At 63.7% G+C, this 23,630-nt stretch carries 21 protein-coding genes and 1 other RNA gene; 8 read left to right on the forward strand and 14 right to left on the reverse strand.

Features of this window, described 5'->3' with window-relative positions; all coding sequences use genetic code 11:
- The 5 genes from EOA79_RS14915 to mraZ all read right to left on the reverse strand — a co-directional run.
- On the reverse strand, positions 1–1,323 hold a 1,323-nt coding region (locus tag EOA79_RS14915), incomplete at its 3' end, for a UDP-N-acetylmuramoyl-L-alanyl-D-glutamate--2,6-diaminopimelate ligase (protein WP_128293076.1).
- A gap of 54 nt (positions 1,324–1,377) precedes the next feature.
- A complete protein-coding gene (locus EOA79_RS14920) occupies positions 1,378–3,102 on the reverse strand; it encodes a penicillin-binding protein 2 (RefSeq protein ID WP_095824926.1) in 1,725 nt (574 codons plus the stop codon).
- On the reverse strand, positions 3,099–3,494 hold the full coding sequence (locus EOA79_RS14925) for a hypothetical protein (RefSeq protein WP_066990723.1): 396 nt from the start codon (positions 3,492–3,494) through the stop codon (positions 3,099–3,101). Before EOA79_RS14925 ends, EOA79_RS14920 begins: the two co-directional genes overlap by 4 nt.
- A 4-nt stretch (positions 3,495–3,498) precedes the next feature.
- The gene (gene rsmH / locus EOA79_RS14930; RefSeq protein WP_095779050.1) at positions 3,499–4,515 is read right to left on the reverse strand and encodes a 16S rRNA (cytosine(1402)-N(4))-methyltransferase RsmH; all 1,017 of its coding nucleotides are present in this window, start codon (positions 4,513–4,515) and stop codon (positions 3,499–3,501) included.
- Complete coding sequence (mraZ, locus tag EOA79_RS14935; protein WP_095824927.1) at positions 4,512–4,970, reverse strand: division/cell wall cluster transcriptional repressor MraZ; 459 nt, start codon at positions 4,968–4,970, stop codon at positions 4,512–4,514. The genes rsmH and mraZ overlap by 4 nt, the downstream gene beginning before the upstream one ends.
- A 397-nt stretch (positions 4,971–5,367) precedes the next feature.
- Between mraZ and EOA79_RS14940 the strand changes: the two genes are divergently transcribed.
- A complete protein-coding gene (locus tag EOA79_RS14940) occupies positions 5,368–6,483 on the forward strand; it encodes a cystathionine gamma-lyase (RefSeq protein ID WP_095824928.1) in 1,116 nt (371 codons plus the stop codon).
- Between the two features lie 24 nt (positions 6,484–6,507).
- Here EOA79_RS14940 and rnpB read toward each other — a convergent pair.
- Both rnpB and EOA79_RS14950 read right to left on the reverse strand, forming a co-directional pair.
- An RNA gene (rnpB, locus tag EOA79_RS14945) (RNase P RNA component class A) lies at positions 6,508–6,908 on the reverse strand.
- Positions 6,909–6,966: 58 nt separating this feature from the next.
- Positions 6,967–7,596, reverse strand: a complete 630-nt coding sequence (locus EOA79_RS14950) for a transglycosylase SLT domain-containing protein (RefSeq protein WP_245322407.1) — start codon at positions 7,594–7,596, stop codon at positions 6,967–6,969.
- On the opposite strand from EOA79_RS14950, the gene EOA79_RS33575 reads away from it, so the two are divergent.
- Positions 7,511–7,834 carry a hypothetical protein gene (locus EOA79_RS33575; protein WP_245322409.1) on the forward strand — a complete coding sequence of 108 codons (324 nt, stop codon included), beginning with the start codon at positions 7,511–7,513 and terminating at the stop codon, positions 7,832–7,834. The genes EOA79_RS14950 and EOA79_RS33575 overlap by 86 nt on opposite strands.
- Positions 7,835–7,862: 28 nt before the next feature.
- Here the strand turns inward: EOA79_RS33575 and EOA79_RS14955 are convergent, their stop codons facing one another.
- The 3 genes from EOA79_RS14955 to EOA79_RS14965 form a co-directional block, all read right to left on the reverse strand.
- Positions 7,863–8,630, reverse strand: coding sequence for an N-acetylmuramoyl-L-alanine amidase (locus tag EOA79_RS14955; protein WP_095824929.1), 768 nt, complete (start codon positions 8,628–8,630; stop codon positions 7,863–7,865).
- On the reverse strand, positions 8,627–9,346 hold the full coding sequence (locus EOA79_RS14960) for a DnaJ family molecular chaperone (protein ID WP_127335048.1): 720 nt from the start codon (positions 9,344–9,346) through the stop codon (positions 8,627–8,629). Before EOA79_RS14960 ends, EOA79_RS14955 begins: the two co-directional genes overlap by 4 nt.
- A gap of 134 nt (positions 9,347–9,480) precedes the next feature.
- Complete coding sequence (locus tag EOA79_RS14965) at positions 9,481–9,681, reverse strand: hypothetical protein (RefSeq protein WP_082954075.1); 201 nt, start codon at positions 9,679–9,681, stop codon at positions 9,481–9,483.
- Positions 9,682–9,855: 174 nt separating this feature from the next.
- Here EOA79_RS14965 and EOA79_RS14970 point away from each other — a divergent pair, with 174 nt between their 5' ends.
- The 3 genes from EOA79_RS14970 to EOA79_RS14980 all read left to right on the forward strand — a co-directional run bounded on the left by EOA79_RS14970 (position 9,856) and on the right by EOA79_RS14980 (position 15,473).
- Positions 9,856–13,479 (forward strand): hydantoinase B/oxoprolinase family protein, encoded by a 3,624-nt coding sequence (locus EOA79_RS14970; protein ID WP_127335047.1) that lies wholly within the window; start codon positions 9,856–9,858, stop codon positions 13,477–13,479.
- Positions 13,480–13,563: 84 nt separating this feature from the next.
- Positions 13,564–14,811 carry a DUF3419 family protein gene (locus EOA79_RS14975; RefSeq protein ID WP_164748215.1) on the forward strand — a complete coding sequence of 416 codons (1,248 nt, stop codon included), beginning with the start codon at positions 13,564–13,566 and terminating at the stop codon, positions 14,809–14,811.
- Positions 14,808–15,473: a class I SAM-dependent methyltransferase gene (locus EOA79_RS14980; protein ID WP_095824933.1), complete on the forward strand. Its 666-nt coding sequence runs from the start codon at positions 14,808–14,810 to the stop codon at positions 15,471–15,473. The genes EOA79_RS14975 and EOA79_RS14980 overlap by 4 nt, the downstream gene beginning before the upstream one ends.
- 6 nt (positions 15,474–15,479) lie before the next feature.
- On the opposite strand, the gene EOA79_RS14985 is transcribed toward EOA79_RS14980, so the two are convergent.
- Complete coding sequence (locus tag EOA79_RS14985) at positions 15,480–16,865, reverse strand: serine hydrolase (protein ID WP_095825026.1); 1,386 nt, start codon at positions 16,863–16,865, stop codon at positions 15,480–15,482.
- A gap of 230 nt (positions 16,866–17,095) precedes the next feature.
- Here EOA79_RS14985 and EOA79_RS14990 point away from each other — a divergent pair, with 230 nt between their 5' ends.
- Both EOA79_RS14990 and EOA79_RS14995 read left to right on the forward strand, forming a co-directional pair.
- A complete protein-coding gene (locus tag EOA79_RS14990) occupies positions 17,096–17,887 on the forward strand; it encodes a GH25 family lysozyme (protein WP_067329008.1) in 792 nt (263 codons plus the stop codon).
- Positions 17,888–18,058: 171 nt separating this feature from the next.
- Positions 18,059–19,237: a lytic murein transglycosylase gene (locus EOA79_RS14995; RefSeq protein ID WP_067329003.1), complete on the forward strand. Its 1,179-nt coding sequence runs from the start codon at positions 18,059–18,061 to the stop codon at positions 19,235–19,237.
- Between the two features lie 36 nt (positions 19,238–19,273).
- Here the strand turns inward: EOA79_RS14995 and EOA79_RS15000 are convergent, their stop codons facing one another.
- Complete coding sequence (locus EOA79_RS15000) at positions 19,274–20,494, reverse strand: alanine racemase (protein WP_095825027.1); 1,221 nt, start codon at positions 20,492–20,494, stop codon at positions 19,274–19,276.
- 213 nt (positions 20,495–20,707) lie between these two features.
- Between EOA79_RS15000 and EOA79_RS15005 the strand changes: the two genes are divergently transcribed.
- Entirely contained in the window at positions 20,708–21,628 is a 921-nt protein-coding gene (locus EOA79_RS15005; RefSeq protein ID WP_095824934.1) for a DMT family transporter, read from the forward strand.
- 425 nt (positions 21,629–22,053) lie between these two features.
- On the opposite strand, the gene metF is transcribed toward EOA79_RS15005, so the two are convergent.
- Both metF and EOA79_RS15015 read right to left on the reverse strand, forming a co-directional pair.
- Positions 22,054–22,971, reverse strand: a complete 918-nt coding sequence (gene metF / locus EOA79_RS15010; protein WP_067328999.1) for a methylenetetrahydrofolate reductase [NAD(P)H] — start codon at positions 22,969–22,971, stop codon at positions 22,054–22,056.
- Positions 22,971–23,630: class I SAM-dependent methyltransferase (locus EOA79_RS15015; RefSeq protein ID WP_164893862.1), on the reverse strand; the 660-nt coding region annotated here is incomplete at its 5' end. The genes EOA79_RS15015 and metF, both read right to left, overlap by 1 nt.

Raw genomic sequence — 23,630 nt, forward strand, 5'->3', positions numbered from 1 at the left:
GGCGACGGCCTCGTGGATCGCTTTGCGGCGGTCGCCGATCTCGATGGCGCCGGGCGCCGCGGCAAGGATTGCCGCGCGGATGGTTTCGGGGATTTCCGTGCGCGGATTATCGTCGGTGACGATGACGACATCGGCGAGCCGGGTCGCGATCTCGCCCATGATCGGCCGCTTGCCGCGATCGCGGTCGCCGCCACAGCCGAAGACGACAACGACCCGGCCCGTGGTGAACGGACGAACCGAGGTCAGGACATTTTCCAATGCGTCGGGCTTGTGCGCGTAGTCGACATAGACCGGAGCGCCGGCGGCCGTCGTGCCCACAAGGTCGAGGCGGCCCGGCGCACCTTTGAGTTTCTCCAATGCGGCCAATGCCTTATCAACGGATGTTCCAGTCGAGATGGCGAGGCCGGCCGAAACCAGGGCGTTGGCGATCTGGAAATCACCTGCCAACGGCAGGTCGATCTCGTGAAGCACACCATCGGCCTCCACCTCGGCACGCTGGCGCCGCCGCTCATGCTCGACGCGCTTCAGCGTCAGGAATTCGCCGTGGCGCCCGACGGTCAGAACATTGAGGCCCGCTGCCCGCGCGGCATGAACCGTCGGCTGCGACCAGGGATCGTCGGCGAAGATCACGGCCGGCGCCCCCTTCGGCAGCAGCGTGTCGAACAGACGCAGCTTGGCACGATGATAATCCTCGACCGTCGGATGGTAATCCATGTGGTCGCGGCCGAGATTGGTAAAGCCGCCGGCGGCCAGTTTGACGCCGTCGAGCCGACGCTGGTCGAGACCATGGCTGGAAGCCTCCATCGAGGCGTGCGTTACCCCTGCCTCCGCCAGTTCCTTGAGCAACTCGTGCAGCGCGACCGGATCGGGCGTAGTCAATGAGCCATATTCGTTGCGGCCCGGCGCCACCACGCCGGTCGTGCCGATCGAAGCGGCGGCAAAACCTGCCTGCTCCCAGATCTGGCGGGTGAACGCGGCAACCGATGTCTTGCCGCTGGTCCCGGTTACGGCGACCATCGTCCGAGGCTGCTTGCCGAAGAAGCGCGCCGCGCTCAGCGCCAATGCCAGACGGGGATCATCGACGGCAAGAACCGGGATCGACAGACCGGAGATTGTATTGCCTTTGGCCGCCACGATTGCGGCAGCGCCGCGGCCGGCGGCATCGGCGGCATAGGTCGAGCCATCAGCCTTGCTGCCGGCGAGCGCGAAAAAAACGACGCCCGGTCTTACCTGGCGGGAATCGGAGGAGAGACCGGTAACCTCCAAATCGGGGGAAGCTGTTCCCTCGACAGGCAGGATACCGGCTAGATTTTTCAGATACATTGAGTCCCGTTCACCGCAACAAAATAGCGCGCAGTTGCCGGCGCGCCCCAAGAATCACTGATAGGAAACCAGCGTTGCACCATTTTCATGGCTGAAATCTGGCTTCACGCCAAGCATCGAAGCCGCACGCCTGATGATGTTGCCTGCCATGATGCCGGCATTCGAGGCGGCGGTGGCGCCCATGCCGGGCTTTTCCGGCTTCGGCTCATCGGCGATGGTCAGCACGATATATTGCGGATCGTCCATCGGAAAGGCGGCGACGAAGGCGTTGAAATTCTTCTCTTTCGAATAACGGCCGTTGACGACCTTTTCCGCCGTGCCCGTCTTGCCGCCGACGCGGTAACCCGGAACCCTGGCGCTCTTGCCCGAGCCTTTCTCGGCGTTGAGTGCGTAGAGATAGCGCATCCCTTCCACGGTCGTGTCCTTGACCACCCTTTTGGCCACCTCCATCGCCTGCTCGGCCGTGCGCGGCAGAAAAGTCGGCTCGATCAAATAGCCACTCATCAATGCGGCGCAGCCGACGGCAGTCTGCAGGGGCGTTGTCGAGACGCCATGGCCGAAGGCGATGGTGATCGAATTGACCTGCTTCCATACTTTCGGTTCGGTCGGGCGCGCCACTTCCGGCAATTCCGTCTGCATCTTTTCGAGCACGCCTAGCCGATGCAGGAACTCGCGATGCCCTTCGATGCCGACAGCCTCGGCTTCTTTGGCCGAGCCGATGTTGGACGAATAGATGAACACTTCGGGCACCGAAAGCACACGGCCTTTGCTGTGGAAGTCATGGATGGTCTGGCGGCCGATCCTGATCGGGCGCGACGCATCGAAGCGACTCTCCAGCGTCACCTTGCCGGAATCGAGCGCCATGCCGGTGGTGAAGCTCTTGAAGGTCGAGCCCATCTCGTAGAGCCCGGCCGACATACGGTTCAGCCGGTCCTTTTCCTGAGCATTGTAGGGATTGTTGGGGTCAAAATCCGGCACCGAGGCCATCGCCAGGACTTCGCCGGTCTTGATATTGAGGACCACCGCGCCGGCCGCGATCGCGTGGAACCGTTCCATGCCGGTCGCCACCTCGTCGCGCACCACATGCTGGACGCGCAGGTCTATCGACAGCTTCACCGGCTTCAGATCCCTGGCCACCGCCAGTCCTGACGCCTGCAGATCGGTCAGGCCCTGGTCATCGATGTACTTCTCCATACCGGAGATGCCCTGATTGTCGATGTTGGTGAGCCCGACAATGTAGGATGACGTTTCGCCGCTCGGATAGAAGCGGCGCTTTTCGGTGCGGAAACCGAGACCCGGGATGCCGAGCGCCATGATGTCGGCCTGCTGCTTCGGCGTCAGCTGCCGCTGCAGCCAGACGAAGCCGGCGCCGCTCTTCAGCTTGTGATAAGTCTGCTCGTAGTCAATCTCGGGAAGCACGGTCGAGAGCTTCTCGATCGCCTCGTCGGCGTCGACGATACGGCGCGGCTCGGCGAACAGCGACGCCGTCTTGATGTCGGTCGCCAGCACCTCGCCGTTGCGGTCGACGATGTCCGGCCGCGATGCAGTGACGCGGCTCTGCGGACCACCCGAATTGTCCGGATTCTGCAGGCCGAGATAGACCAGTCGGCCGGCAATCGTCGAATAGATGGTGAAGAACACCGCCATCGTCATGACGATGCGGGTCTTGGCCTTGCCGCCGGTTGCCTTGCGGGCGGCGTCGACGACGATCGAGCCGTCCTCAGTTGCCTTGCTTCGGCGCTTCAGCAGGTTGCCGATCCCTGGAAGCCTGCTGATCATTGCACGGTGCTCCCGGTCACCACCGGATCCTTGCCGTCCGACGGCCCTTTGCCCGAATTGTCGGCCATGCCGCCGAGCGGCTGCGACGACAGGTCCTCGATATTGAGCGGCTTCATCGGCACGTCGTCGAGCCCGCCGATTTGGTGGGCGTTGAGCGGCTCGAGCCCGAGCTGCGACTTGTAGATTTCGGCAAGCTTCTGCAGCCGCGCCGGCTGGGTGAGCAGGCTCCAGTCCGCCTTGAGAAGATCGATTGTGTCTTCCTCGTAGCGGATCTGCGCCTGCAGCTTCTGCACCGCCGCCAGCTGGTCCTCGGCCTCGCGCTTGGTCTTGTAGGTCAATGCCGCCGCCGAGACCATTACGGCGATCAGGACTATATCGCTGGTGCGAAACACGTGCTTACCTCTCCCCCGGCCGCTCGACGGCGGGAAGCTTTGGAAGGCCGAAAATCGAAAAGTCGCCGGCGCGCGCAGGCGCGCCGGTGCGGATTGCCGCGCGCAGCCTCGCCGAGCGCGCCCGCGGATTGCCGGCGATCTCGGCCTCTCCCGGCGTCACCCCGCCGCCGGATTTGCGGAAGGTCGCCAGCCGCGCCGGCGCGTCCGGCATATGACGCGATCCGCTGGCCGCATCGGCGCGATCGGCGATGAAGCGCTTGACGATGCGATCCTCCAGCGAATGAAAGGTCACGACGGCGAGCCTGCCGCCCGGCTTCAGCACCCGCTCGGCGGCGAACAGCGCGCTCGCCAACTCGCCGAGCTCGTCATTGACGAAGATGCGCAGCGCCTGGAAGACGCGGGTGGCGGGATGGATCTTGTCCTTCGGCGCGCGGCCGACATGGGTGGCGATGGCGTCGGCAAGATCGAGCGTGCGCTCGAAGGGCCGCTTCTCGCGCCGGGCCTCGATCATGCGGGCGATGCGGCCGGCATGCCGCTCTTCGCCGAGAAAGCCGAAGATGCGGGCAAGGTCGCCCGCCTTGAAGGTGTTCACGACGTCGGCGGCGCTCAGGCCAGCCTGCGCCATGCGCATGTCGAGCGGTCCGTCGGCGCGAAAGGAAAAGCCGCGCCCGGCCTGGTCGAGCTGCATCGACGAGACGCCGATGTCGAGCACGACGCCGTCGGCGCTTTCGACATGCTTGTCCAGGGTCGAGAACGGCTCCTGAACGAGCTTCAGCCTGCCGCCGGCCTGCTGTTCCAGAGCCTTGCCCGCGGCGATCGCATCCGGATCGCGGTCGATGGCCACGACCGAGGCGCCGCGCTCGAGGATGGCGGTGGTGTAGCCGCCGGCGCCGAACGTGCCGTCGACGATCGTCTCGCCCGCCTTGGGTTCAAGCGCCTCCAGCACTTCGGCAAGGAGGACCGGAATGTGACGGACCAGTCCGCCAACGGCGTGAGGATCATCGCCGTGGCCAGTCATCATTCCGGTCCCTCCCCGGGCTTCGTCCCCTGCCGAAGCTGCAAAAGCCTGGCTCGAGCCTGCGCCCCATAGGCGGCAAGCCGGCCCGGCTCCCAGATCTGGAAGAAATTGCCGCGGCCGACAAAGGCCACCTCGTTCGAGATGCCCGTGTGCTCGCGGATGAAATCGGTCATCGTGATGCGGCCGTCCTGGTCGAGTTTCAGGAACGTCCCGTCGCCATGGCAGAAGAAGGACATATCGTCCGCCGTCTGCAGGAAGGGATCTTCCAGCGCGATCCGCTGCTCGTAGCGGTCGAGCAGATCGAGCCCGCCGACGTCCATCGCCGGAAGGTCGAGGCAGCGTAGCGCATAGAGTTCCGCATAGCCACGTTTCTGCACGACCGAACGGAAATGCGCCGGAACGGATACCCGCCCCTTCGCATCGATCCTGTTCACTGCGTTTGACAGAAATCGGTCCACTACGCCTTACAGCCGCTGTCGCCGCCGCACCCCTGCCCATGTTTTTCTCCGCGCCGCCGCGGCGCATCGCCTCGCGACAAATCGCTTCATTCACCAAGGCGAAAACCGGCAAACGCGCAGCCGCCGCGACTGCCCGATTGGCGTACGCTTCACCCTGACGCGGAACGAAAGCTTGATGAGAATGGGATATCATGGGGTAATATGGGCGTCAACGGGAAGAGGCATCACAAACACGCATGCCACAACCTGAAAGCGCAGGCTTGCGGCACGTCTCGTCTTTATCGTCCATTAAGCCTAACGAAGCGTTTAGAAGGCTCTGGCCCAAAAGGACGCGGCTTGCCGCGAAGGCCCGGCACGCCTAGCGTTCGGACGTCAGTTCAGTGAAGGAATGCGCCCAATGTCCGAAACCGCGAAGTCACGCGCCGCGACACTTGCCCATCTGCGCAGCGGCGATTTCGCCAAGGGCGATCCGATCCCTTTGCCGCTGACAATGGCCTCGATCTTTCATTCGCCGGGCGACGCGACGGGCTTCGATCAATACGGCCGCTTCAGCAATCCGACATGGCACGCGGTCGAGCATGCGCTTGGTCATCTCGAAGATGCGCAGTGCATCGCCTTTCCGTCGGGCATGGCGGCGATTTCGGCAACGTTCTTTGCGCTGGTCAAATCTGGCGACCGCATCCTCTTGCCCTCGAACGGCTACCACACGACGCGGGCTCTGGCGGAGCGTTTCCTGAAACCGCTCGGCATCGCCTATGACGTGAGGCCGACATCGAGCATGCTCGACGGCGGCTTCGCCGGCTACCGGCTGGTCTTCGTCGAAACCCCCTCGAACCCAAGGCTGGATATCTGCGACATCGCCGCCGTCGCCAAGACCGCCCACGAACAAGGTGCGCTCCTCATCGTCGACAACACGACGATGACGCCCTTCGGCCAGCGCCCGCTCGACCTTGGCGCCGACATCGTGGTCTCGGCCGACACCAAGGCGATCAACGGTCACTCGGATGTGCTGTTCGGCCATGTCGCCAGCCGTGATCCGGATATTATCGCCAAGGTCAGGGACTGGCGAGAAACCGCCGGCGGCATTCCCGGGCCGTTCGAGGCCTGGCTCGTGCATCGCGGCCTTGAAACACTTGAGGTCCGGTACGATCGCATGTGCTCCTCGGCGGAAACGATCGCCCGCCGGCTCAAGGGGCATCGCGCCGTGAGCGGCTTGCGCTTTCCAGGCCTTGAGGGCGACCCCTCGCACAATCTGGCGCGTGCCCAGATGGAGCGCTTCGGCTTTCTCATCTCATTCGAGCTGACTTCGGAAGAGAAGGCCGAGGATTTCATCAACAACTGCGCGCTGATTGAATCGGCCACCTCGTTTGGTGGCGTCCATACATCGGCTGAACGGCGATCGAAGCGCGGCGATGCCGTGCCGCCCGGCTTCGTGCGGCTGGCCGTCGGCTGCGAGCCGGTGGAAGAGCTCTGGCAGGCGATCGAGGCGTCTTTAGACCGGCTTGACGGCTGAGCGGCTCGGAGCGCTGTAGAGGAAAATGCCAGCTGGCCTGTAAGCCGGGTTCTGTATGGCCCCCACGCCTTGCGGCGCGGGAACGTGGCGGCCATTCATCTTGGGCGCATGTCGCCATGCGCCTCACGCAACCTACCCGGGCGGTGGGCCGGAAACAGCCCTCGAAGGTTTCCCTTCGCACCGCCCCTATTCGGTCTTGCTCCCGGTGGGGTTTGCCGTGCCGCTTCTGTTGCCAGTCGCGCGGTGGGCTCTTACCCCACCCTTTCACCCTTGCCGCGGCAAATGCCGCGGCGGTTTGCTTTCTGTGGCACTTTCCCTGGGGTCTCCCCCGCCGGCCGTTAGCCGGCACCGTGTCTCCATGGAGCCCGGACTTTCCTCACCCGCAGCCTTTCGGCTCTTGCGGGCGCGGCCGCCCGGCCAGCTGACAAGGGCGTATAAAGGGATTCGCGCCTGAAAACGCAACAAAAAAGGCAACTGTCCCGCTTAGACAGGCGAACCGAGCGCTGCCATCTGCACCTTCACCTTGCTGCAATAGGCGGCCGAAATCGGATTCATCCGCGTCGCCCCATGGCCGGCATTGTATTTGAGGATGGTACCGCAGGTGGTGCCGCCACCTAGCCCCTGCGCCATGGCGAGGTACTTCATGCCGTATTTGATGTTGGTGTCGGGATCGAACAGTCCCTTGACCGAACCGGTATAGCCCATCATCCGGGCCGTCGCCGGCTTGATCTGCATCAGGCCGATCTCGCCGGCGCCGCCGACCATGTTGGGCCGGAAGTTGCTCTCGATCGTGATGACGGCCTTGGCCAGCGACACCGGCACGCCGTAGCTTGCCGCATAGCGGGCGATGATCGCCGAATATTGGCCGTCGCCAGTTGCCGAAGAAGACAAGGCGGGCTTTTCAGGACGGATGGAAGCTGTCGCGGTCAGGTCGATGGTTTGCCTGCTGCGCTTTGCGTAGCGTTTGACTCTTGATTTCGCGGACCGCGCTGCGGCGGCTTTCTGCACCTTCGCCGGGGCAGCTCTCTTGGTCGTCGAAGTCTTGGCGCTTGGCGCAGCCTTGGGCTTTGAGGCGGTCGCAGCAAACCCATTGTCCGCCGCCCGGAGGCTCAGGGGGGCGCTGTTCGCTGGGCTGAAGGCAAAAGTCATCACTCCGGCAGCAACGGCTGCCGCTACAACGGTCAATCTTTGCATGTATTCCTGTTCTGTTAGAACCGCGCGAAGAATTTCACGCGGCGAGGCCAATCCAACACCGGAGCATCTTGAAGGGATAGATGCCCGACAACTTGCGGTAGATGCGTTTGGAGACCGAATTGGCGCCAATAAAGGCGAGGCAATTCACTTTGTATGACAAATTGTAATTTAGTCAGCTTGACCGGCTATTTGGAAGAGGCTGCCTTTACCGCAGCCAGCAGCCTTTGGAGCGTGCTGATCGTCGAACCGTCCGCCACGCCGTCGACGAGCCGCCGTCGAAAATGCCGCTGAAACGCCGCCACCACGATTTCCGTCTGGCGGTCGAAGACACCCGATATCTCGGCGCTGTAGCCGTAAAGCGCCAGCATCGACTGCAGGGCTTCCACGTCAGCACCTGCGTCGCCCGCCCTCAGCGCCGCGCCCATCTTGATCGGGGCCGCGGGAACGAGATGACCGACGCCGGCCGCAAAGAGCGCCTTCCAGGGAAACTTCTCGCCCGGGTCGACCTTGCGTCCCGGCGCCACATCGGAATGCGCAAGCACCCTTTGCGGTGGAATGGAATGCCGGCCCGCGATCCCCGCGCATAAATCGATCACGGCCTTGACCTGCCGCTTCGGGAAGGTTTTGTAGCCCAGCGAATGCCCGGGGTTGACGATCTCGATGCCGACAGAGCAGGAGTTGATGTCGGTGCACCCGAACCATGAACCCTTGCCGGCATGCCAGGCGCGGTCGCTTTCGCGCACCATTTGCACGATGCGGCCGTCCTCATGCACAAGATAGTGCGAGGATACCTCGCTTGCCGCATCGCACAGCCAGGCCTCGGCCCCAGGCCCCGTCGGCATGCCGGTATAGTGCAGCACGATCATGTCGGGCCTGAGCGTCTCGCGTCGCGGACCGAAATTCGGCGATAGCCTGACCTCGGCACCCGGCTGGTCGGGCAAGAAACCGCTCATACGTGCCTGAGGCCCCGTTCGATCATCTCATAGGCGGCATTGATCGCAGCGACCCTTGTCGTGGCGATCTTGATGAATTCCTGCGGCAGGCCGCGCGCGATCAGCCGGTCGGGATGGTTGTCGGAGATCAGCTTGCGATAACGCTTCCTGACCTCCTCGAATGGCTTCCCGCGTTCGACGCCGAGAACCACATAGGGATCGGCGGCGCCCAGATTGACGTGGCGCGCCAGGATCGCCTGGTAATGCGCCTCATCGATCTGAAAAATCTCGGCGATGCGATGCAGGAATTGCCCTTCCCTCTCGTGAACCAGGCCATCCGCCTTGGCGATGTGGAACAGCCCGTCGAGTATGTCTTCCAGCATCTTGCAATTCGCATGACCGGAACCGCAAAGCTGCGACATGCGCTGGGCGTAGATTTCAAATCCGGCAACATCGCGCTTGGCGAGGTCATAGAGGCGCGCCACATTGCGCGTTTCGCTCGGCGGCACCTCAAAGATTTCCTGGAAGGCGCGCACCTCGTCCTGGGTGACGATGCCGTCGGCCTTCGCCATCTTGGCCGAAAGCGCGATCATCGCCACCGAGAAGGCCACGCGCCGGCGTAGATCGGGGTCGCCCGAGTACACGGTCCGCACGGCCTCGACGACATCGCCGACGCCCGAGGACGCCGACAACGAAACACGAGCGATGAAGTCGCCGAGGCGGTCCCAAATCGACATGCGGCTTCTTAGTGCGAACCGGGCACCGCTATCAAGCCGGGACGATGCCGCAGGTCGAACGACTTTGAGGACAGTCCCGCCAAAAAGGAAGGCCGGCACAGGGGCCGGCCTTCCTGATTTCAGTGGATGAACTTCTACTGCGCGGGCGCAGCAGGAGGTGTTGCCGGAGCCGGTTCAGCAGGCTTCGAAGGGTCAGGGGTGGCCGGCTTCATTGGCTGTTCGTTGGCCGGCGGGTTGGTGCTCTGCGTGGTGGTGTTGTCGGTGCTGCTGTCGCTGCAAGCCGCGACCCCCAGCAGGGCGAGCGCCGAAACAGACGCCAGAATAAGCTTCTTCATGGTATCTCTCCTTCAGCAAACGCTCACGTTTCGGTGAACGTCGCAGAAGAAATGCAGAAATCAGACCTGGGTTTCGTAACGTTGCGTTTCCATGTGTAACACCAGGGCGCATGGTTGCCGGGGCCAAAACGGCGAACTAACAGAACGGGTTGTCGCAGATAACGGATAAGCAGCATGCAGGACGCCGCAGCCAACAAATGGGATTTCTGGATCGACCGGGGCGGGACCTTCACCGACATCATCGGCCGCGATCCGCAAGGCCGACTGCATCCCCGGAAGCTTTTGTCGGAGAACCCTGAGGCCTATGCCGATGCCGCTATCCAGGGCATCCGCGAACTGCTTGGACTGAAAACCGGCGCCGCCATCCCCGCGGAGCGCATCGGCGACATAAAAATGGGCACCACTGTCGCTACCAACGCGCTGCTGGAGCGCAAGGGCGACCGCGTGCTGCTGCTCATCACCAGGGGTTTTCGCGACGCGCTGCGCATCGCCTATCAGGCGCGGCCGGATATTTTCGCCAAGGAGATCATCCTGCCCGAACAGCTCTATGAGCGGGTGGTAGAGATCGACGAGCGCGTGCGCGTGGACGGGTCCGTCGAGCGCCTGCTCGACATCGCCGCCTGCCGCCCGGCCATCGAGCAGGCCAAGGCCGACGGCATCGACGCGGTAGCCATCGTCTTGATGCACGCCTGGAAATATCCCGACCATGAAAAGGCAGTCGCGAAAGTCTGTCGCAAGATCGGCTTCAGCCAGATATCGGTCAGCCACGAGGTCTCGCCGCTCATCAAGCTGGTCGGTCGTGGCGACACCACGGTGGTTGACGCCTATCTGTCGCCGATCCTGTCACGCTACGTGCAAAGGGTGGCGGGAGAATTGGGCGCCGGCCCGCGGCTGATGTTCATGATGTCATCGGGCGGGTTGACCGCCGCCGACATGTTCCAGGGCAAGGATGCGCTGCTTTCCGGCCCGGCCGGCGGCGTCGTCGGCATGGTCGAGACGGCGAAGCTCGCCGGCTTCGACAAGGTCGTCGGCTTCGACATGGGCGGCACCTCGACCGACGTCGCCCATTATGACGGCGGATACGAGCGCGCCTTCGACACTGAAGTCGCCGGCGTTCGCATCCGCGCGCCGATGATGCGTATTCATACGGTCGCGGCCGGCGGTGGCTCGATCCTGCATTACGAGGCCGGTCGCTTCCGCGTCGGCCCGGACTCCGCCGGCGCCAATCCCGGCCCGGCCGCTTATCGACGCGGCGGCCCGCTCGCCGTCACCGACGCCAATGTCATGCTCGGTAAGCTGCAGCCCGACGTCTTCCCGGCGATCTTCGGCCCCGGTCAAGACCAGCCGCTCGACGTCGCCGCCGTGCGCGAAAAATTCGCGGCTTTAGCCGCCGAGATCGGCGATGGACGCTCGCCCGAAGCGGTGGCCGAGGGTTTCGTCACCATCGCCGTCGAGAACATGGCCAACGCCATCAAGAAGATTTCGGTGCAGCGCGGTTACGATGTCACTGAATATCTCTTGAACTGTTTCGGTGGCGCCGGCGGCCAGCATGCCTGCCTCGTCGCCGATGCGCTCGGCATGGAAGCGGTGCTTATCCACCCCTTCTCCGGCTTGCTTTCGGCTTACGGCATCGGGCTGTCGACGGTTTTCGCCTCGCGCCAGCAGGCGTTGCTGAAGCCGCTCGCCGAAGAGTCCCGCTCCTCGATCGAGGACCTGATTGCGACCTTGCACCAGGGCGTCATCGCCGAGCTTGCAGTGCAAGGCATTGCGCAAGACGCCATCGCCTCAAAGCCGGTCCTGCAGATCCGTTATGACGGCACCGACACAACTTTGCCGGTCAACTTCGAGCACGGCTCGATTTTTCGCGCCAGGAGCGATTTCGAGGCCGCGCACAAGGCGCAATTCGGCTTCGTCTACGAAGACAAGCCGATGATCATCGAGGCAGTCGGCGTCGAAGGCAGCGATGTCGAGACCGCCGGCCGCGACGAAAGTGAATCAGGGCTCGAAGACCAAGTGGCAAGCCCCTGGCAGTCCCGGCAATTCTTCGCCGACGGAGCCTGGCGCGATGCCGGCATCTTCCGGCGCGAGGATTTGAAGCCCGGTCACAAGGTGGCAGGCCCCGCGCTCGTCATCGAGCCGAACCAGACCATCGTCGTCGAGCCGGGCTGGCAGGCCGAGATCACGGCCAGGAACCACGTGCTGCTGCGGCGTATAGAGAAAAAGGCGCGGCAGGCGGCGCTCGGCACCGAAGCCGATCCGGTGATGCTCGAGGTCTTCAACAACCTTTTCATGTCGATCGCCGAGCAGATGGGCGTCACGCTGCAGAACACCGCCTATTCCGTCAACATCAAGGAGCGACTGGACTTTTCCTGCGCCGTGTTCGACCGCCATGGCGCGCTGGTCGCCAACGCGCCGCACATGCCGGTGCATCTTGGGTCCATGGACCGCTCGGTCGAAACCGTCATCCGCCTGAATTCAGGCGATATCCATCCCGGCGACGTTTTTGCGCTCAACGCGCCCTACAATGGCGGCACGCATCTGCCCGACATCACCGTGGTGACGCCGGTGTTCGACGACGCACGCAAGGAAATCCTCTTCTGGGCGGCCTCGCGCGGCCACCATGCCGATGTCGGCGGCACCGCGCCGGGCTCGATGACGCCTTTGGCCACAACCGTCGACGAGGAAGGCGTGCTGTTCGACAATTTCCGCATCGTCGATCGCGGCCGCTTCCGCGAGGAGGAGCTCGAGGCGCTCCTCACCGACCATCCCTATCCTGCCCGCAATCCCGCCCAGAACATCGCCGACCTCAAGGCGCAGATCGCCGCCAACGAAAAGGGCGTGGCGGAGTTGCGCAAGATGGTCGCGCATTTTGGCCTCGCTGTCGTCGAGGCCTATATGGGCCATGTTCAGGACAATGCCGCCGAGAGCGTGCGCCGCGTGCTGGAAAGGCTGCCCGACAGTTCCGACTACGAGTATGCCACCGACACCGGCCAGGTGATCAAAGTGAAGATCACCGTCGATCGGCAAAGGCGCGACGCGACGGTCGATTTCACCGGCACCTCGAAGGTCATGAAGAACAATTTCAATGCGCCGGAGCCGGTGGCGCGAGCCGCTGTGCTCTATGTCTTCCGCGTCATGGTCGAGGACATGATCCCGATGAACGCCGGATGTCTCAGGCCGATCAACATCGTCATCCCCGACGGTTGCATGCTCAAACCCTCCTACCCTGCCGCCGTCGTCGCCGGCAATGTCGAGACCTCGCAGCATGTCACCAACGCGCTGTTCGGCGCCATGGGCGCGATGGCCAACGCGCAAGGCACAATGAACAATCTCACCTTCGGCAACCGGCAATACCAATATTATGAGACGATCTGCTCCGGCTCGCCGGCCGGCCAAATGAATTCGGGCCGCGGCTTTGCCGGCACCTCCGGCGTCCACACGCATATGACCAATTCGCGACTTACCGATCCCGAAGTGCTGGAACTGCGCTTCCCGGTCGTGCTAGAAGACTTCCACATCCGCGACGGTTCCGGCGGCAAGGGCAAATGGAACGCCGGCAACGGCACCAAACGCACGATCCGCTTCCTCGAAAAAATGGAATGCGCCATCCTCTCCTCACACCGCAACCGCCCGCCGCAGGGTCTGAACGGCGGCGGCGACGGCGAGGCCGGCTCGACCAAGGTCAGACGCAACGACGGCTCGATCGAGGTGCTGAAGGCCTGCGACCAGACCACGCTCGACGCCGGCGAGGCCGTCATCGTCGTCACGCCGACGCCCGGCGGATTCGGCAAGGCCTAAGACTCAGCGTCAGCAGCCTGTCACCCGCCTGTCACAACGCTGCGCTACCCGCTTGCGCCAATGCAAACGGGGAATCAGCTTGCCATGTCGGATGTATCGGGAGAACTCGTTTTTCGACGCGGCAAGGAGGTTGGAAAAGCCGTCTACCAGAACCGCGCCCTGTCGAAGGACGGCATTTCCGAGCGGCTTTTCGCCTTCCTGTTTTCCGGCCTCGTCTATCCCCAGATCTGGGAAGACCCGGAGGTCGACATGGACGCCATGCAGCTTGGCGCCGGCCATCGCGTCGTCACAATCGCATCGGGCGGCTGCAACATTCTGGCTTACCTCACCCGTTCGCCCGCCCGGATCGACGCCGTCGACCTCAACGCCGCGCACATCGCGCTGAACCGCATGAAGCTGGAGGCGGTGCGCCATCTGCCCTCGCAGGGCGATCTGTTCCGCTTCTTCGGCGCAGCCGATACCAGCCACAACTCGGAAGCTTACGACCGCTTCATCGCGCCGCATCTCGACCCGGTCAGCCGTCACTACTGGGAGCGCAGGAACTGGCGCGGCCGCCGCCGCATCGCGGTTTTCGACCGCAACTTCTACCAGACCGGCCTGCTTGGCCTCTTCATCGCCATGGGCCATCGTGTGGCAAAACTGTTCGGTGTCGATCCGGCCGGCATCATGAAGGCCGAGAACATCGGCGAGCAGCGCCGTTTCTTTAACGAGGAGCTGGCACCGGTCTTCGCCAAGAAGCTGCTGCGCTGGGCGACATCGCGCAAGGCCTCGCTTTTCGGTCTGGGTATCCCGCCGGCACAGTACGACTCGCTGATCACGTCCGGCGACGGTTCGATGGCGAGCGTCTTGAAAGCGCGGCTGGAGAAGCTCGCCTGCGATTTCCCGCTGAAGAACAACTATTTCGCCTGGCAGGCCTTTGCCCGCCGCTATCCGCAGCCCGGCGAGGCAGCCCTGCCCGCCTATTTGGAACAGCGCAACTACAGGACGATCCGCGCCAACACCGAACGCGTCGCCATCCATCATGCCAACTTGATCAAATTCCTCGCCGGCAAGGATGCGGGCTCGGTCGATCGCTTCGTCCTGCTCGATGCCCAGGACTGGATGACCGACGACCTGCTCAACGATCTGTGGACCGAGATCACCCGCACGGCCTCGGTTGGCGCGCGCGTGATCTTCCGCACCGCGGCCGAGCCCAGCCTGCTGCCGCGCCGCGTCTCCAGTTCCCTGCTCGACCAGTGGCGCTACGAAGCCGAGGCCTCGCGCGAATTCTCGGCCAGGGATCGCTCGGCGATCTATGGCGGCTTCCATCTCTATGTGAAGCGCGCCGCATGAGCACGACGGAGCTGCCGGTCCGCCATGCCGATCTGATGGATGGCGTCTATCGCTGGCAGCGCCATATCTACGACATTACCCGCAAATACTACCTGCTCGGCCGCGACCGGCTGATAGCGGGGCTCGACGTGCCGCAAGGCGGCACCGTGCTCGAGCTCGGCTGCGGTACCGGCCGCAACATCGTTCTTGCCGCCCGGCGCTATCCAGACGCCCGCTTCTTCGGTTTGGATATCTCGGCCGAGATGCTGGAGACGGCAAACGCGGCTATCGCTCGCGAAGGTCTCTCCGACAGGGTCGAACTGGCGCGCGGCGACGCCACGGATTTCGATCCGGCGGCGCCCTTCGGCATCGAGCGCTTCGACCGTGTCTTCATATCCTATTCGTTGTCGATGATCCCCGGCTGGGAGAAGACCGTGTCGGCCGCGCTTGCCGCGCTCGCACCCGGCGGCTCGCTGCATGTCGTCGATTTCGGCCAGCAGGAAGGTCTGCCAAACTGGTTCCGGGCCTTGCTGCGCGGCTGGCTGCGGAAATTCCATGTCACGCCGCGCGCCTCGCTGCGCGACGTCCTTGACTCGGAGTCGAAACGGACCGGCGCAACCTTCCGTTTCAGAACGCTTTATCGCGGCTATGCCTGGCTCGGCGTCATCGGAGCTCGGATGTAGAGAGCCTTACTGGTGTAAAGCTTTCACCAGCGCGGCCACCATCGCCTGCGGCCGATAGCCGAGCTTGGCAGGTGTCAGCCCGAGCCGTACCACCACCAATTGCTCCGACGGAATGATGGCCACCGTCTGGCCGTCATGGCCTTCCATCCAGTAGGTGTCCTTGGGCAGGCCGGCGGCAGCGCCCGCGCCCGGATTCTCCTCATCGCCCGGACCCTCGATCCACACCTGGCCGTTGCCGTAGACCTTCGAGGCCGGCGCCGGCTGCCGCATCCAGTCGACGAATCCGGCGGGCAGGATCTGCGCGCCGTTCCAGACACCGCCCTGCAGCAGGAACTGGCCGAAGCGGGCCCAGTCGTGCGCCGTGGCGTAGAGATAGGACGAGCCGACGAAAGTGCCTCGCTCGTCGGTTTCGAGCACCGCGCTGTGCATACCGAGCGGCTCAAACAGCGCCGTGCGCGGCCAGCTCAGCGCCTTCACCTTGTCGCCGATTGCCTCCTGCCACAGCCGCGACAGCATGACGGCCGTACCGCTCGAATAGGAAAATGCCTTGCCCACCTCGCCGCCGAGCGGCTTGGTCTCGGCAAAGCCCGCCATGTCCGGCTCGAGATAGAGCATGCGCGTCACGTCGGCGACGTCGCCATAGTCCTCGTTGAACTCCAGCCCGCTCGACATCGCCATCATGTCGGCAAGACTGATCGCCGCCCGACCGTCGGCCTTCCACGGCGAGAACAGGCCCTTGTTGTCGAGCGCCATCTTGCCGTCCTTGACCAGCGTGCCGACGATCGCGGCATTCACCGTCTTGGTCATCGACCAGCCGAGCAGCGGCGTCTTGGCCGAAAAACCCTCGCCATAGCGTTCCGCGACGATGCGGCCGTTCTTCACCACCACGACCGCGCGCATGCCTGTCCCGACCATCGCGGCATCGTCGACGATCTTCGTGACGGCGGGGTTTTGCAGGGCGTCCACCCTTTCGCCCTCCGGCCAGAGCGCATCCTGCGAGGCCACCGCCAAAGGCTCGATATGGACGGAGGTCTGCCGCGCCCTGCCGGTGTCGCCATCCGGAACCGACGCGCAGCCGACCCCGTGGCGCTCTACGGCGACGCTCTTGCCCAGCGTCCAAAGCAGGCCCGCCGAAACAAGGCCCCTTTCCTTGTCGACGGATACCTTCATCAGCTTGAGCAGCGGATGGCCCGGTGCCTGCACGTCGACGGCCAGCACTTCATTCGGGTCGCGGCCGGCGATGAACACGTTGGAGCAGACGATCTTGGCCGCATAGCCCGAGCCGACACGGATCAGTTCGGGCGGCGCAAAGTAGAGCCAGGCGAAGAGCGCGATCACCGCCAGCACAATGAGGCCGAACAGCCATTTGGTGAACTTCACGACAGCCCGCATCTTTCCGCCCTTGGGTTTTCCGGTTCGCTTTATGTCATTGATTTGCCGCCATTGCTTCTCCAAAATCATGGTCGATGTCGAGCGCCGTCAATGGATTATCAACCATGTTCGGCGATGAACGGAGAGACTGGGCGGTCCTGTGGGGCGACCGTCCGGAGGGGGCCTGCGGAAGCGACCACCATCAGTGAAGGACCCATCAGCGGCCGGCTGATCCCGGCTCGGGGGATATCATGCGCCGTCTTGCGGCCATCCTGATGCTGACGCTGTTGAGCGCCTGCTCGACCGTGGACGATCTATCGCCGCTGGCGCCGTCATCGCAGACGGTCGCCCTGCGCGCGCCCCGTTTCGAAGATTCCAAACCGCATGAATGGGACAGCGGCGCGCCGTGGAATTATGCGATCCACGGCACCGACGTCTCAAAATACCAGACCTCTGTCGACTGGCCGACGGCCAAGGCCAGCGGCATCTCCTTCGCCTTCATCAAGGCGACCGAGGGCGGCGATCGCTTCGACGATTATTTCAACGAGCATTGGGCACGCACCAAGGCCGTCGGACTCCCGCGCGCGGCCTATCATTTCTTCTATTTCTGCACCCCGGCCGCCACCCAGGCGCGCTGGTTCATCGCCAATGTTCCGAAAGATCCGTCGGCGATGCCGCCGGTGCTCGACATGGAATGGAACCCGAAGTCCCCGACCTGCCGACTGCGCCCCGATCCCGCGACGGTGCGCAGCGAGATGACCACCTTTCTCGAGATCGTCGAGCGCCATTATGGCAAGAAGCCGATCATCTATACGTCGCTCGACTTCTTCGATGACAATAACCTGGCGACGTTCCGCGGCTATCCTTACTGGCTGCGCTCGGTCGCCGGCCATCCGCGCCAGAAGTATGGCAGCCATCCTTTCACCTTTTGGCAGTACACCGGAACCGGCATCGTGCCCGGCATGACCGGCAAGTCCGACATCAATGTTTTCAACGGCTCGGAAGCCGCCTGGAACAAGTGGCTGCGGCAGAACACCCGTTGACATCGGCCCCCTTGCCTGCTTTCGACATGGCGGGCGGTGATAGTTGCAACCGCTGGCGATGCGGAGCGGCGCACCCCACCGGGGTGCCGCACGGCGCTCCTGAATTTTGAAATCTACGCATGATGCGTCCGCATCCGGCCGTGATCATGCCCCGGTCTCGTAAGGGAAGCGATGCGATTGCGCGTTGAAATCCTGGCGGCGCTGCTGGTCGGCGCTTTCGCTTGGCCTGCGGCGGCGCAGGAATGCGGCGGCGATTTCGAAGCGTGGAAACAGGGCGTGGCCGCGGAAGCCAAGGCAGCCGGCGTCGGCGCCGTTGGCCTGAAGGCGCTGGAAAATGCCGCGATCGATGAAAAGGTGCTGGCGCGCGACCGCGCTCAAGGGGTGTTCGCCCAGACCTTCACCCAATTCTCGAACCGCATGATCTCGGCCTATCGCCTGAAGCAGGGCGCGGCCAACCTCAAGAAATATGCCGACGTCTTCGCGCGCGCCGACAAGGAATTCGGCGTGCAGCCGGCCGTCATCACAGCGTTCTGGGGACTGGAGACGGATTTCGGCGCCGTGCAGGGCGATTTCCACACGCTGGACGCGCTGGTCACCCTTGCGCACGACTGCCGCCGCCCTCAGTTGTTCCGGCCGCAATTGGTGCCGTTGCTGACCTTGATCGACCGCGGCGTGCTGCCGGCCGATGTCAAGGGCGCCTGGGCCGGCGAGATCGGCCAGACGCAGATTCTGCCGACCGACTATCTCGCCCGCGGCGTCGACGGCGACGGCGACGGCAAGGTCGATCTCCGGAACAGCGTGGCGGACGTCATCATGACCACGGCCGACAAAATCCTGTCGCGCGGCTGGAAGCGCGACCAGCCCTGGGTCGAGGAGGTGCGCGTTCCCGACGACATGCCTTGGGACCAGACCGGCCGCACCAACAAGCTGCCGCTGTCGCAATGGGCCCAATGGGGCGTGACCAATCCGGACGGCACGCCGCTCGTCGACAACGGCCTGAAGGCCGGGCTCGCCTTGCCCATGGGTCGCAAGGGTCCAGCCTTCCTGACCTACGACAATTTCGACGTTTATCTGGAATGGAACCAGTCCTTCACTTACGCGCTCACCGCTGCGGTGCTGGCGACCCGTCTGGCCGGGGCGCCGCAATTCGACCCGCGCACGCCCGAGCCCGGCCTCAACGGTGACCAGATGAAGGCCCTGCAGACCAAGCTTGAGGCCAAGGGCTACGATGTCGGCACGGTCGACGGTATCCTCGGCACGAATACCCGCGAAGCGATCCGCAAGGAGCAGATGCGCCTGGGCATGGCCGTGGACGGTTGGCCGACGCCGGAATTGCTGGCGAAATTGTAGCGCCCTGTCCTTCTCCCACAAGGGAGAAGGGGGAGCTCAATCCGCCATCGTCTCCAAGCTCGCGAAACCTTGCGGCGCGTCGCCCTCGTCGAACGGCGTCGTCACCTCCACGAACGTGTCGGGATAGAACCCGTTGAATCGCGTCCTCAGCGACAGCGAGTAGGCGCCGATGTGGCCGATCTCGATCCAGTCGCCCGTGTCGACCGTTTCCGGCAGCCAGAACGGCCTCGACAATATGTCGACGGAATCGCACGTTGCGCCGCAGACCTTGAACGGCACGACCGTCTTGTCGCTGCCATTGCGCGTGCGGATCGCCGGATCGGGAATGAAGCGCGCCGGCAGCGTGATCTTGCCGGTCCATGAATCCGAGAGCGACGCCCAGATGCCGTCATTGATGTAGAGCCTTTTGCCCTTGCGCAAGAGCACGCGCACGATCAGCGACAGGCAGCGCGCCACGATCACGCGGCCGGGTTCGGCGACCAGCGGCATCTCGTCGAACCGGTATTCCTTGAGGTCGCCGGCCAGCCGCGACATGAGCTGGCCGAGCGACGGCATCTCGATGTGCTTGCGGTTGGGATCGTGGCCGTACTCGGCCGGAAAGCCGCCGCCCACGTCGAGCCCGGCAATGTCGAAGGTCAGCCGGTTGCGCACCCAGTCGGCAGAGGCCAACGCGCGCTCGTAGGTGTCGGGGTCCTCGATCTGGCTGCCGACATGGAAGCACAGCCCGACCTTGTAGCCGGTACGGTTGAGCCGCTCGGCAAGCTCCACCGCATTGGCGGGACCGGCGCCGAATTTCTTCGACAGCTCATAGGCCGCGTGGCCTTTGGTCTGGATGCGCACGAAGACGGTGAGAGCGCCGGGATCGATGTCTAGCGCACGCACCACGCGCGTCAGCTTGGTGATCTCGTCCTCATGATCGAGCGAAATCACGCGGATGCCGTATTTCTCCAGCGCCAGCTTGATGTCCGACTGCGCCTTGATCGGATGCATGTAGAGCATTTCGGCCTCGGGCGAGACGGCCCGCACGGCGGCGAACTCGCCGGGCGAGGCGACGTCGAAGGCGCTCACGCCAGCCTCGACCAGCGTCTTCAGCACGATCTGCTCGCCATTGGTCTTGACCGCATAGGCGGTCTTGCCCGGGAACATGCCCATGAATTGCAAAGCATCGGCCTTAAGCACCTGCGGGCGGAAGCAATAGACCGGATCGTCCGGACGAAGCGCCAGTGCCGCCTCGCGGGCATTTTCGAATCGCTGCATGGACGAATCCTTGATCTCGGCGCGCACAATTAATCCTAGCTAGCCGCCAAAGAAAACAGTTCTGTGTCTCGCCTTCGCCTGCGAGCGGCCGCACCCTTTTGCGCTACGCTAAACCATTGGGCAGGTTTCGGGTGGCCCTTGCCACCGAACCGTATATCGGTTGGAGCTGGTTCGGCGGATTGAGGGAGCGATCGGCATGGGAGGGGTGACGACATGACGATGGCGGCTGGCGCCGCGCCGACACGCGGACCGATGACGCTCAGAGATTGGGCGCAGCTCCTGCTGCTCGGCGCGATCTGGGGCGGCTCCTTCTTCTTTGCCCGTATTGCCGTGGCGGAGATCCATCCTTTGGCGCTGGTGCTGTTTCGCGTCGCCATCGCGGCGGCCGCGCTTCAGCTCTATCTGGCGATCCGCGGCCCGTCCTTCCGTCTCGCCTTTCCCCACGCCGGCCTGTTCTTCCTGCTGGCGTTGGCCAACAATGTCATTCCGTTTTCGCTGATCTTCGCCGGCCAGACCGAGCTCGGCGCCGGTATTGCCTCTGTGCTCAATGCCACGACGCCATTTTGGACGCTGCTCCTCGCCAATGCGCTCACCGCTGATGAAAAACTGTCCTGGAACAAGCTGGCCGGCATCTCGCTCGGCGTTGCAGGAACAGCTGTCATGATCGGTCCTGGTTTGGCTGCTGGCCTCGGCGAGCCGGCCTGGGCCAAGTTCGCGCTGATCGGCGCCTCGGTGTCCTACGCGATTGCCCTGATGATCGCGCGCCGCTTCAAGGGGGTGCCTTCGCCGGTCATCGCCACCGGGCAACTGACCGCATCGACCATCATCATGATCCCTGTCGTGCTGATTGCCTACGGCCCAGCCGGGCTGTTTTCGGTCTCGCCGCCGGTCTGGGCCGCGGTGCTCGGGCTGGCCCTGCTCTCCACAGCCTTTGCCTACATCCTCTATTTCAACCTCGTTGCCTCGGCCGGCGCCACCAACGCCTCGCTGGTCACTTTGATCGTACCGGTAAGTGCCGTGCTGCTCGGATTCCTGTTTCTGGGCGAGCGGCTGCAGCTCTTCGAAATGGGCGGCATGGCGCTGATCGGAGTCGGTCTGATCACCATTGACGGGCGCCTGTTCGGCCGATGGTAGCGGTGCCATGCCACGGCTTCGCCATAATTTATTCACAAACTCTTGGATCGGTTTTTGCCGAAGAGTTTCAATGGCTAACGGCAAATTCGAGGTCGCAAATTCCACAATCACGTCGCAATGCAGCACATTTTCCGCTTGCCTGTGACCCAAATGACTCTAGATTCCGGCCATAGCTCTTAAGAGGAGGCTATGGCATGGGACTGACGAGGCCAATCAACGCATTGATGATTTGTGCTGCGTTTGCATTCATCGGCGCCCTTATCATGGGCGTTCTTCCCTGACCCGCCGAAGCCGGGAAGACCAACACCGAGGATGAGTCCAACCGATTCGAAAAGGCCGGGTTCCGCCCGGCCTTTTCCGTTTCAATCATTGTTTTGGATGCATGTCGTTTCGCAAAACCGCTGCACACTTTTCGGCGAGTTTGATCAGGCCGCGGCCGAGCCGGCCGCTTCCGCCTCATGCGAGCGGATGCCGATCATGTGGCAGACGGCGAAGACCAGATCGGCACGGTTCATCGTGTAGAAATGGAAATCGCCGACGCCGCGCTCGACCAGATCATGGACCTGCTCCGCCGCGACCGCTGAGGCCACCAGTGCATGCGTTTGCGGATCGTTCTCCAGCCCTTCGAAGCGCTCGGCCAGCCAGGCCGGCACCAGCGCGCCGCAGCGGGAGGAAAAATTGGCGACCTGGGTGAAGTTGTGCACCGGCAGGATACCCGGCACGATCGGGATGTAGATGCCGGCGCGGCGCGCGCGCTCGACATAGCGCTCGTAGAGGTCGTTGTCGAAGAAGAACTGGGTGATCGCCCGCGTCGCGCCATTGTCGACCTTGCGCTTCAGCATGTCGATGTCGGTGGCGAAGTCCGGGCTTTCCGGATGCTTTTCCGGATAGGCCGAGACCGAGATGTCGAAATCGCCGACGCTCTTCAGCGCCCCGACCAGTTCGGCGCCGTTCGCATAACCATCGGGATGCGGACGATAGGCGGTGCCCACGCCTGCTGCCGGATCGCCGCGCAAGGCGACGAAACGGGTGACGCCAAAGTCGGCGAATTCCTGGATGACGGCGTCGACCTCATAGCGGGCCGCGTCGACGCAGGTCATATGCGCCGCCGGGGTCAGCGTCGTCTCATTGAGGATGCGCTTCACGGTGCGCGCCGTGCGCTCTCGGGTCGAGCCGCCGGCACCGTAGGTCACCGAGACGAAGCGCGGCTTGAGCGGCTCGAGCCTTGTGACGGTGTCCCAGAGCCTTGCTTCCATCTCATCCGTTTTGGGCGGGAAGAACTCGAACGAAACCCGGACCTTGTCGCCAATGTCGGGGCGGCGGGAAAAGCGGAACTGGTTCATCAGGCTGTTTCCCTTGCTGGAAGTGTGTCGTTGGACGGATCGGCGATCAGCAGGCGGCGATCGCGACCCAACCAGAGCTTGACGGTGAGTCTCGCCTCGGCCTGGCCGCGCGGCTCGAACTCCTGGCTCTCTTCGAGGTCAAGCCCTGCCTCCTCGAACCAGTCGGCGATCTGCCGGTCGGAAAAGCCGAGCCGCATATGCGCGTGCTGGTCGCGCAGGAACTCCAGATTATGAGGCGCGAAATCGACGATCACCAGCCTGCCGGACGGACGCAGCAGCCTCGCGGCCTCGCCGATGGCGCGGGCCGGATCGTCGAGATAGTGCAGCACCTGGTGGATGGTGACGAGATCGAAGGCGTTGCGCTCGACCGGCGGCGAAAAGATGTCGCCCTGGCGCACCTGCGCATTGGCGACGCCGGCTTTGTCGAGATTGGCGCGCGCCACGGTCAGCATCTCGCGCGACATGTCGATGCCGACGCCGCGCCGGTAGAGCGGCGCGAAGATCTCCAGCAGCCTGCCCGTGCCGGTGCCGAGGTCGAGCATCGACTGGAACGGCCGTTTGCCGACAAGCTTGAGCAGTGCCGCTTCCACCGCGCGATCCGGCACATGCAGCGAGCGGATGCGATCCCAGCTGGCGGCGTTCTCCGAAAAATACTCCGC

It is taken from the genome of Mesorhizobium sp. M1A.F.Ca.IN.020.03.2.1, from assembly GCF_004023205.1.
Classification (GTDB): domain Bacteria; phylum Pseudomonadota; class Alphaproteobacteria; order Rhizobiales; family Rhizobiaceae; genus Mesorhizobium.